The sequence below is a fragment of the Rhizobium sp. SEMIA 4085 genome (assembly GCF_013004495.1).
In the GTDB taxonomy this organism is placed as follows: Bacteria; Pseudomonadota; Alphaproteobacteria; order Rhizobiales; family Rhizobiaceae; genus Rhizobium; species Rhizobium gallicum.
In genome coordinates, this window is record NZ_JABEPH010000228.1 from 1 (window position 1) to 9761 (window position 9761).

13 protein-coding genes and 2 pseudogenes are annotated in these 9761 nt (G+C 59.4%); 11 read left to right on the forward strand and 4 right to left on the reverse strand.

The genetic code is table 11. The features are described 5' to 3' along the window. Nucleotides 1-24: 24 nt before the first annotated feature. The 6 genes and pseudogenes from C9413_RS20930 to C9413_RS20955 form a co-directional block, all read left to right on the forward strand. Nucleotides 25-438: pseudogene (locus C9413_RS20930) on the forward strand (ABC transporter ATP-binding protein); the annotation flags it as partial. A 67-nt stretch (nucleotides 439-505) separates the two neighbouring features. After that, complete coding sequence (locus tag C9413_RS20935; RefSeq protein ID WP_040115509.1) at nucleotides 506-2086, forward strand: cytochrome ubiquinol oxidase subunit I; 1581 nt, start codon at nucleotides 506-508, stop codon at nucleotides 2084-2086. 5 nt (nucleotides 2087-2091) lie between these two features. Next, a complete protein-coding gene (cydB, locus tag C9413_RS20940) occupies nucleotides 2092-3243 on the forward strand; it encodes a cytochrome d ubiquinol oxidase subunit II (RefSeq protein ID WP_040115510.1) in 1152 nt (383 codons plus the stop codon). A gap of 13 nt (nucleotides 3244-3256) precedes the next feature. Then, nucleotides 3257-3367, forward strand: a complete 111-nt coding sequence (cydX, locus tag C9413_RS20945) for a cytochrome bd-I oxidase subunit CydX (RefSeq protein ID WP_040115511.1) — start codon at nucleotides 3257-3259, stop codon at nucleotides 3365-3367. A gap of 142 nt (nucleotides 3368-3509) precedes the next feature. Continuing rightward, nucleotides 3510-3815, forward strand: coding sequence for a hypothetical protein (locus tag C9413_RS20950; protein WP_040115512.1), 306 nt, complete (start codon nucleotides 3510-3512; stop codon nucleotides 3813-3815). Nucleotides 3816-3958: 143 nt separating this feature from the next. Next, nucleotides 3959-4573 (forward strand): TerC family protein, encoded by a 615-nt coding sequence (locus tag C9413_RS20955; RefSeq protein WP_040115513.1) that lies wholly within the window; start codon nucleotides 3959-3961, stop codon nucleotides 4571-4573. A gap of 294 nt (nucleotides 4574-4867) precedes the next feature. Here C9413_RS20955 and C9413_RS33650 read toward each other — a convergent pair whose 3' ends face one another. Together C9413_RS33650 and C9413_RS33655 are read right to left on the reverse strand one after the other, a co-directional pair. Next, nucleotides 4868-5194, reverse strand: a complete 327-nt coding sequence (locus C9413_RS33650; RefSeq protein WP_323808298.1) for a LysR substrate-binding domain-containing protein — start codon at nucleotides 5192-5194, stop codon at nucleotides 4868-4870. Between the two features lie 48 nt (nucleotides 5195-5242). Next, a complete protein-coding gene (locus tag C9413_RS33655; protein WP_223844080.1) occupies nucleotides 5243-5782 on the reverse strand; it encodes a LysR family transcriptional regulator in 540 nt (179 codons plus the stop codon). A 193-nt stretch (nucleotides 5783-5975) separates the two neighbouring features. On the opposite strand from C9413_RS33655, the gene C9413_RS33660 reads away from it, so the two are divergent. The 3 genes from C9413_RS33660 (at nucleotide 5976) to C9413_RS20970 (ending at nucleotide 7110) form a co-directional block, all read left to right on the forward strand. Next, the gene (locus tag C9413_RS33660; protein WP_223844081.1) at nucleotides 5976-6338 is read left to right on the forward strand and encodes a hypothetical protein; all 363 of its coding nucleotides are present in this window, start codon (nucleotides 5976-5978) and stop codon (nucleotides 6336-6338) included. Beyond that, entirely contained in the window at nucleotides 6283-6609 is a 327-nt protein-coding gene (locus tag C9413_RS33665; RefSeq protein ID WP_223844158.1) for a glutathione binding-like protein, read from the forward strand. Before C9413_RS33660 ends, C9413_RS33665 begins: the two co-directional genes overlap by 56 nt. A gap of 75 nt (nucleotides 6610-6684) precedes the next feature. After that, entirely contained in the window at nucleotides 6685-7110 is a 426-nt protein-coding gene (locus tag C9413_RS20970; RefSeq protein ID WP_170250854.1) for a nuclear transport factor 2 family protein, read from the forward strand. Nucleotides 7111-7211: 101 nt separating this feature from the next. Here the strand turns inward: C9413_RS20970 and C9413_RS20975 are convergent, their stop codons facing one another. Both C9413_RS20975 and C9413_RS20980 read right to left on the reverse strand, forming a co-directional pair. Beyond that, nucleotides 7212-7388 carry a hypothetical protein gene (locus C9413_RS20975; protein WP_166677410.1) on the reverse strand — a complete coding sequence of 59 codons (177 nt, stop codon included), beginning with the start codon at nucleotides 7386-7388 and terminating at the stop codon, nucleotides 7212-7214. A gap of 178 nt (nucleotides 7389-7566) precedes the next feature. Continuing rightward, nucleotides 7567-8400 carry an amidohydrolase family protein gene (locus tag C9413_RS20980; protein WP_040115516.1) on the reverse strand — a complete coding sequence of 278 codons (834 nt, stop codon included), beginning with the start codon at nucleotides 8398-8400 and terminating at the stop codon, nucleotides 7567-7569. 157 nt (nucleotides 8401-8557) lie between these two features. On the opposite strand from C9413_RS20980, the gene C9413_RS20985 reads away from it, so the two are divergent. After that, a complete protein-coding gene (locus C9413_RS20985; protein WP_040115517.1) occupies nucleotides 8558-9016 on the forward strand; it encodes a YbaK/EbsC family protein in 459 nt (152 codons plus the stop codon). A gap of 85 nt (nucleotides 9017-9101) precedes the next feature. Further along, a pseudogene (locus C9413_RS20990) lies at nucleotides 9102-9761 on the forward strand (hypothetical protein); the annotation flags it as partial.

Genomic DNA, 9761 nt, shown 5'->3' on the forward strand with positions numbered 1-9761 from the left:
ACGCTGAGCTGAAACGGGCGGCGCGCCACGCCGGAGGCAAGCGACGCGGAGTTGCGCGAAGCGCTTGTCGCTGCGGGTCTGCTTTCGGAAGTCGAGGCTTTGCCGAAAGGGCTCGGCACACCTCTTGGCGAAGGCGGTTTCGGTCTTTCCGGCGGCCAGTCCCGTCGTCTGGCGCTTGCACGCCTCTTCCTTCGCGACACGCCGCTTTGGCTGCTCGCTGAAGCGACGGAAGGTCTCGACAGCGCACCGGCAAGCGACGTCATGTCCCGCCTCAAGGACCGGGCGTATGGCCGTTCCCTCGTCATTGCATGCCATGCCCGCCGGGAGGCTGCGATCGCCGATCAGATCGCAGTCATCAAAGACGGTCGTATTACAGAACTATCGCGCCGTGGAGAGGCGGCGTTCGAAAGAGCGCTCGAGCGGCTAAGGCCGGATTGAGTGCTGCGCTTACCGCGGACGCCGGCGGCGCCCGTTCGAATCCTCTGGGACCGTGGGAAGAAAAACAATGGAACTAGATATCGTCGCGCTATCGCGCTTCCAGTTCGCCCTGACGGCGCTTTATCACTTCCTGTTCGTGCCGTTGACGCTCGGGCTGTCGGTGCTGCTCGCGATCATGGAAACGACCTATGTGATGACCGGCAGGCAGATCTGGCGGCAGATGACGAAATTCTGGGGCACGCTCTTCGGCATCAACTTCGTACTGGGCGTGGCGACCGGCATCGTCATGGAGTTCCAGTTCGGTATGAACTGGAGCTATTACAGCTATTATGTCGGCGACATCTTCGGTGCGCCGCTGGCGATCGAAGGGCTGATGGCCTTCTTTCTGGAAGCGACTTTCGTCGGCCTCTTCTTCTTCGGCTGGGACAAGCTGTCCAAAGTGGGGCATCTGGTTGCCACCTGGGCCGTGGCGCTCGGCTCCAACTTCTCGGCGCTCTGGATTCTGATCGCCAATGGCTGGATGCAGAACCCGGTCGGCTCGGCGCTCAACCCGCAGACCATGCGCATGGAGATTACGAGCTTCTTCGACGTGGTCTTCAATCCGGTCGCGCAAGCGAAGTTCGTGCATACGGTTTCTGCCGGCTACGTCTGTGCCTCGATCTTCGTGCTCGGTGTCTCGGCGTGGTACCTGCTGAGAGGACGCCATATCGAGCTTGCCAAGCGCTCGATGACGGTGGCCGCCTCCTTCGGACTTGCCTCAGCTCTCTCGGTGGTCGTACTCGGCGACGAGAGCGGCTATCTGGCAACGGAAAACCAAAAAATGAAGCTCGCCGCAATCGAGGCTATGTGGGAAACGGAACCGGCGCCTGCAGCCTTCACGGCCTTCGGCTTTCCAGACCAGCAATCGCGTGAGACGCATTTCGCCGTCCATATCCCATGGGTCATGGGGCTGATCGGGACACGCTCGCTGACCACCGAAATTCCAGGGATCGACAAGCTTGAACAGCAGGCCGAAACGCGTATCCGCGAAGGCATCAAGGCCTACGATGCGCTGATGCAAATCCGCGCGGCTTCAACACCGGCCGGCATTGCACAGGAGGTTCGTAGCTCCTTCGACGACCTGGGCCACCAGCTCGGCTATGCACTTCTATTGAAGCGCTATGTCGATGATCCGCGCCAGGCAACAGATGAACAGATTGCCCAGGCTGCACGCGACACGATCCCGCATGTACCGACCCTTTTTTGGTCGTTCCGCATAATGGTCGGGCTCGGCATGTTCTTCATCCTCCTGACGGCGATCTTCTTCTGGCTGTCGGCCCGCCGCCACCTCGACAAATATCCGCTGCTCCTGAAGGTCGCCGTTTTCGCCATACCACTTCCTTGGATTGCCATCGAGGCGGGTTGGATCGTGGCCGAGGTCGGCCGCCAGCCCTGGGTCATCGAAGGGGTGCTGCCGACGGCGATGGCAGTTTCCAGCCTGGGGGCAAGCACGGTGCTCCTCACCATCATCGGCTTTGCCGCACTTTATACGACGCTCATCGTCGTCGAAATGAGCCTGATGATCAAAGCGATCCGGCAAGGGCCCGATCCGGATGAGGAGCCAGACGCCGCACTTATTTCCGAAACCCTCGTACCAGCAGCGGAGTGATCGCCATGATCCTTCATCAACTCATCGACTACGAAACCCTGCGCGTCATCTGGTGGCTGCTGCTTGGCGTATTGCTGATCGGCTTTGCGGCAACCGACGGCTTCGATCTAGGTGTCGGCACGCTGTTGCCCTTTGTCGCGAAGACCGACACGGAACGCCGTATCGCAATCAACACGATCGGGCCGGTCTGGGAAGGCAATCAGGTCTGGCTGATCCTTGGGGGCGGCTCGATCTTCGCCGCGTGGCCGCCGCTCTATGCCGTTTCCTTCTCAAGCTTTTATCTCGCCATGTTCGCGGTCCTCTTTGCGCTCATCTTGCGCCCGGTCGGCTTCAAGTACCGTTCGAAGCGTGATAGTGCGCGCTGGCGCAACAACTGGGACTGGGCGCTGTTCATCGGCGGCTTCGTACCGTCGCTGATCTTCGGCGTTGCCGTCGGCAATGTGCTGCAGGGAGTGCCTTTCCGTTTTGCCGACGACATGCGCATTTTTTACGAAGGCTCATTCTTCGGCCTTCTCAATCCATATGCGCTGCTTTGCGGCTTGCTCTCGGTCGCCATGCTCGTGCTGCACGGCGCATCCTGGCTGGTGCTGAAGGCGAGCGGTCCCGTTGCCGAGCGCGCCAGAAACTATGGAAGTATCGCTGCCCTTTGCGTTGTCGTACTCTTCGGCCTTGGCGGCCTTTTCCTGGCGCTTGGCATTGATGGCTATCGCATCACCAGCACCATCAGCCCGGCCGGTCCGTCAAATCCGCTCTTGAAAACGGCGCAGCATGACGGTTCGTGGCTTGCGAACTACAGCACCTATCCGTGGCTGGCGATTGCTCCGCTACTCGGCTTGCTGGGTGCGGCGCTTTCGTTTACGGCAATGCGGGCGAGGCGCGAGGTCTCGACCCTGCTCTTCAGCAAGCTCTCGATCTTCGGCATCATCGCAACGGTCGGCGTCTCGATGTTTCCCTTCATTCTGCCCTCCTCGCTCGATCCGCGATCAAGCCTGACGGTCTGGGATGCTTCCTCGAGCCATATGACGCTTTTCATCATGCTCGTCGTTTCGCTGATCTTTCTGCCGATTGTCGCCGCTTACACTGCCTGGGTCTACAAAGTGCTGTGGGGCAAAGTCGACGAAAAGTCGGTTACCGACAAAAGCGGACACGCCTACTGAGGGAGACAAGAAGATGTGGTACTTCGCATGGATGCTCGGGCTGCCGCTGGCGGCCGCCTTCGCCGTCCTCAACGCCATGTGGTACGAGCTCGTCGACGACGAAGCAAAGAAGAAGAAACAATGACAAACAAAAAGGTCAGGGCAAAATCCCGGCCCTGAATGCGGCCTGCCACCGCCGTCCCGTCCCAGCAGCGACTTTGGTCAATCTGGCACAAGGATTGCGTCTTAATACCCATCGGAAGAATGGCGCGCGGGCAGGAGAAGATATGACGGTGTCAGTCACGGATATGATTGGTGCGACATGGCGTCTTGAAGACGCAATCCGGGAGGTGATCGCCGACCCGCAGAGTTTTCCCAATGAAACCAAACCTATGAAGGAAAAGGCTAAGATTCTACCCCATCTTCTGGTGCAGAAATATCCCCATCTCTCGGATATCGAAAACGAACTACGCGGCGTCTTCGAAACCTGCCGCCTGGCGATTGATCACAAATCGATCAGTCCGATCGTTGTAAAGGCAGCGATTGCCATTGCCGACGAATACCGGGAGATCATCATCAAGCTGAAGCACTGAATTTGCTGGTACGCGCGTCCCTAAAAACTTGGGGACAGAGCGGCTTCCCCGCTTCGCATTTGCTTGACCCTGCGTCATTCATGGTTGACGTGGCGTTCCGGGGACACTAGCACGCTTCTAAAAGGCATTCTGGGGACGTTTCCATGGAAATCTTTACTGCTGCGGGCCTGACTGCACTCCTGCAGGTCATCGCGATCGATCTTGTTCTTGCCGGCGACAACGCCGTCGTCATTGGCCTTGCTGCAGCCGGGCTTCCGGTCGTACAGCGCAAGAAGGCCATTCTGGTCGGCATTCTCGCCGCCACCGTTTTGCGCATTCTTTTTGCATCCGTGACGGTTCAGCTCTTGAGCATCGTCGGCTTGCTGCTTGCCGGTGGTCTGCTCCTGCTCTGGGTCTGCTGGAAGATGTGGCGCGAGCTTCGCTCCCAGCACGCAAACGGCGGGGAGATTGGTCTGGAAGGCGAAGCGTCCACCGGACCTAAGAAGACTTTCATGCAAGCTGCAACCCAGATCGTCGTCGCCGACGTGTCGATGTCGCTCGACAACGTGCTGGCCGTTGCCGGTGCCGCACGCGACCACCCGACCGTGCTTATCCTGGGCCTTGCGCTCTCGATCGCTATGATGGGTGTCGCGGCGAACATCATCGCCCGCCTGCTCAACCGCCATCGCTGGATCGCCTATGTCGGCCTGCTCATTATCCTTTATGTCTCCCTCGACATGATTCATCGAGGCGTCCTGGAAGTGTGGCCGCATCTCTAGCCTAAAGAGCTGACGCAATTGACCTTTTAAGCGGATCGGCGAGAGCCGTTCCGCTTTTCCTTCACAAACCGCGGCATCATCGAGGTCGAGGTCAGCGTCGATGGTGGGGCGGGCCATGCGCGCGCCGCCCTGGATGAGCGGCAAGGCTGGCTGGCAGTGCTACTCGCAGTTTTGGACGCCAGCCAGATCTGTGCGCGCCATAGACGCGACAGGTGCCGGGATGCTCGCCTCGCGCAATTCGACGTTGCCGAAATCAACGCGGCGAGCCTTCTGGCGATTGACAGCTTTTCTTCCTTATGTCGGTTTGCCTTGAAACACCGCGCGCTCGCCGACAAGGCCCTCGCCAACAACGTCGAAGAACGCGCGCACGCGAGCAGTCCCTTTCAGGTCGGTATGGGTCACGATCCAGAGCTCGCCTGATAATTCCGGGATAGGATCAGCAAGTGCGCGCACCAGTGCGCGATGACCGTCGCCGAGATAGCAGGGAAGCAGGGCAACGCCTATCCCGGCTTTGGCAGCGATCAACTGATTGACCAGACTGTTCGTTCGGTAGACGAAGGCAACGCCCGACGCCCGACGCGCGACTGCCGAGCCAGTCAGCGGCCGCGATCCCGGCAGTATGTTCTTCCCATCCGATCAGCGGATGCCCGACCACATCCTCACCGCGCGTTAACGGTCCGCCGATAGCGTCGAGAACCGCTGGCGATGCGTAAGCGTCCAGCCGACGTCAGCGAGTTTACGCCCCCAAAGATCACCCTCCTTCGGACGGACCGGACGGAGCGCGATATCAGCCTCGCGGCGGGACAGGCTCAGCACGCGATTATCGATCAAGAGCTCGACGACAATGCCAGGGTAAGCCTGACGGAACGCTGCGATATGCCGTGTCAGCATGCTGTATGCAAGTGTTTCGGAGGAGGTGATGCGCAGCCTGCCGGAGAGCCGATGATCGCGGCCCGCGAGATCGCGATCGAGCGAAAGCATCTCGTACTCCATGCGCTCGGCGGCGGCGGCCATCCGTTCGCCGGCAGGCGTCACCTGATACGATCCGCCCGGTAGGCGTTCGAACAATCGCACGCCAAGTCTCTTTTCCAGCGCGTTCAAGCGTCGAAACACGGTCGAGTGATCGATGCTGAGCGCGCCCGCCGTCGCTGTAAGACCGCCCGTCCTATGCACCGCCAAGACGAGCCGCAGCTCGTTCCAGTCATCCATTCCAGTCTCCACTCGCGGTACTCGCGGTTCCTAACATATAGCGCACTTGCAGGGATGCAAACGAGGCTGGCAAAATGCCAACGAGCTTTGCACCAATGTTGGGCGTATCTTTGTGCTTGTCGAATGACCTAGGGTCTCGTCGAACCGTGACAGCACGCGGGAAAAGACGTGACTTCAACCGAAAGGAGTAGCAGTGAAACTCTCTACTACGCCCCCGGAACCTGTGCGCTATCTCCCCACATCGTCGCCCTGGAAGCACGACGAGTTACGCTCGAACTTGGAGCGGGTGGATATCCGAAAGACGCCACACCTGAGCGAAGCGGGTGTGGATTTCGTGACAATCAATCCCAACCTCTACGCTCCGGTTTTAGAGTTCGACGACGGCTCGGTTCTTACCGAGGGTGTCGCCATCATCCAGTTTCTTGCCGACCTCAAGCCGGATGCCGGTCTGGTTCCGGTGCTAGGCTCGCCAGAGCGATATCGCTTCCAGGCCTGGCTGAATTTTATCGCGACCGAGCTTCACAGAATTTACAGCCCCTTGCTGTTTTCACCGTGAATATGGAACTCAGGCGCAGGACGTATCGCTCAGGAAGATCGCCGAGCGTCTTGATTTCGTCGAGAATCATCTTGCCAGGAGCGGACCCTTCCTGTTGGGCGACCGATTTACTGCCGCGGACGCCTACCTCTTCACCGTCGCCGGCTGGTCCGATTTCACCAAGGTCGATCTCATCGCTTTCCCGCGTCTCGGCGACTTCATGGCCCCCGCCGGTGCGCGCCCGACAGTTCGGGCAGCGATGACAGCCGAAGGAATGCAGGTGGCGGCCTGAAAAGGCGAGCATCCAATCCTCCAGTGTTAGTTGAGTTAAATCACTTAAGTGTCTCGAAATAGAAGGAGACTGTCTATGGGCGCCCCATCCCCTGAACTCTGCAACCTCTGGCTCGCCCGCGCTTTCAACGCTCATGATGTCGAAGCGGCGGCGGCGATGTATCACCCGGAAGCCTCCATCATCGAGGTCGATGAAGTCCACGGCGGGACCAAGATTGCCCGCGGGGCCGATGGCATCCGCCGTACCATGGCTGCCTATATCGGCCTCAAGCCGCACATGGATGTTGTCACCCACCACACCACGATCGCCGGAGATTTTGCCATGACCCGTTCGCAGTGGCTCATCAAGGGCATAAACGACGACGGCCAACCGACCGGAGTGCATCACCACGGCATGGAAGTTCACCGCCGGCTACCCGATGGAACCTGGGGGTTTTACATTGATCATCCATTTGGAGCCGATCCGGGCGGGGCCGCCGACGCACCCCCGCATACTGAGTAGGATGCGTGCCCCATGAACCTCAAGCCGCTACAGACGTGCCGCCTTGAGCAGCCAAATCAGATATGGGCCCGCCAATCAGCTGCAAAGAGCCATATGGGAACCTAATGGGATAGATGGGGACGCGCGGCGCAGATCAAAACGGTAGCACCGATGAGGATGCTCGTGGCAAGCTGATGCGCCGGTTTCGGGAAGCCCATCAATCTCGCAAAATGCGGAGCGACCTCCAGACCGGCAATCGGATTGCCGGTCACGCGCTGCATGATGAAATCTGCAGCCACCAGCATCGCCCCCCGCTGCGCGCCCGCGGCTGTAGTGCGCGGCAGGCGAAACGGCAGTAGGTCAGAGATGAGTCATGATAGCCTTTCTTGCAACGAGCATTTCATGTCGACAACAGCGCCGATGGGCAACAGAAACCGGGCGCACAAGCGCTGCGCGATAGGTTTCATGTCGACCGTGTCAAAGCCCGTAAAATCGCTCACCGTTTGACGCCCAGATCTTTTGCTGGTCGGCGGCGGGCAGGCTCTTCATGGCGCGATCGAGCGTCTCGATCCAGCGGCTGTAATCCGCGACGAGATTGACGACAGGCCAGTCGCTGCCGAAGACGAGGCGATCGGGTCCGAAAATGTCGAACACCGTCTCGAGATAAGGTTGAAGCCGCTCCGGCGTCCAATCCGGCCCGTCCTCGGTCACGATACCGGAGATCTTGCAATGTACATGGTCGAGATCACGGAAGCGTTCCATGTCGCGCCGCCAGGGTTCAAAGTTGCCGCTTCCGATTTCGGGCTTGGCCATATGATCGACGATCACCGGCAGATCGGGATAGCGCTCGATAAACCTCACCGTGTTGAGGATATGTCGCGGCTTGATCAGTGCGTCAAACCGCAGTCCATGGTCGATCATGGCGCGGAAAGCCGGATCGAGCTCTTTTTTCAGGATCCAATCTTCTTCAGGCAGATCCTGAAGATAGGGACGGATGCTCTTCAGCTTCGCGAAGCGTGCCCAGTTCCCAAGGTCGTCGGTGGCCGTCGGCGCGAGAAGATCAAGCCAGGCAACAACGCCCTTGATGAAATCCCGGCCGTCGGCAAGACCGAGAAGATAGCCGGTTTCATGAACAGAAGACGCAGCCGATACGACAACGACGCCCTCGACATTGTTCTTCTCCATGAGCGGAGCGGCATCGCGCGGCCCATAGTCACGATAAAGCACCTTGTCATCCTGCGACATCCACAGCGAATAGTAAGGCTCCATCGCCAGCGTCCAGAAATGCATATGGCAATCAACGCGCCGCATCGCCTTCCTCCCTTAAATGTCTTTCGGCGCGACAAAGAAGCTCAGAAAACCGGACGGTTCGCAAGTGCATTCAGGTTCGAAATGCGATTGAAATTCCTCGTGCATCAGATACTTTCCAAGGTCATTTAGATCCCGATCGTTCTGGTCCTGTACGCCCATGAGCTTTGAATCCGTCCGCGCATTTTTCAGCGCACATGCACCTGAGATCGAAATCATCGAAACCGCCGAAAGCTCTTCGACGGTGGCGCTTGCGGCCGAAGCGCACGGAGTCGAGCCGGGGCAGATCGCCAAGACGATCTGCCTCAGGGTCGGTGATGAGACGATGCTCGTTGTCGCAAGCGGCACGGCTCGCCTCGACAATCGAAAATTCAAGGATGCATTCGGCGGCAAGGGCCGCATGCTTGGACCGGAAGAAGTTCTGGAAGTCACCAGCCATCCGGTGGGCGGTGTCTGCCCCTTTGGATTGCCCGTCCCACTTCCAGTCTATTGCGATGTTTCATTGAAGCGTTTCGACGAAGTCGTGCCGGCGGCCGGTTCCACGCATTCGGCGGTCCGTATCGCGACGGAGCGGCTGGCCGAACTCACCAGAGCCAAATGGGTCGATGTCTGCCAATAAGTCGCGGCGGCGAACTTCAAATTGTCAAGAGAACACCTATATTAGCTCGCAAACATGCCATGGTTGTTGCATGACAGGAGATACGATGCAGAGTGCCGTTTCGCGTTTTGCCAAGATTGCGGCGATAGCCGTTCTGACGAGCGCTTCCGTTTTTGCTGCCTATAGCGATGCCGAGGCGCGCCGCGCCGGCGGTTTTGGCGGATTCGGCAGCCGGGGAACGCGCACCTTCCAGGCGCCACCGGTCACACGCACCGCGCCTGCTCCGGCCGCGCCGATGGAGCGTTCGATGACGCCGCGCCCACAGACCCCCGCTACCGCCCAACAGCCTGTTAACGCGCAGCGATCTGGCGGTCTCTTCGGCGGCTTTGGCCGTTCGATGATAGGCGGCCTGATAGCCGGCGGGCTGCTCGGCATGCTCCTCGGCCACGGTTTCGGTGGCGGCTTCGGGTTCCTCGGCATGCTGCTGCAGATTGCCCTGATCTTCGGCGCAGTCATGCTTGCCATGCGCTTCTTTGCCAATCGACGCCAGCCGTCATACGGTGCGGCAGGTGGCCGGAGTGCCTCGTCCTACAGCAATATGTCGTCTAACAGCAATTCGTCGTTTAGCATTCCGGCAATCGGCTCAGGTGCTGCAGGCTATCAACCGCAGCCACGCAACGACAGACACAGCGACGAAATCGGATTGGCGCAGGCGGGTCTGGATCAGTTCGAGGAGCTGCTGACCGAGGGGCAGACCGCCTTCGGC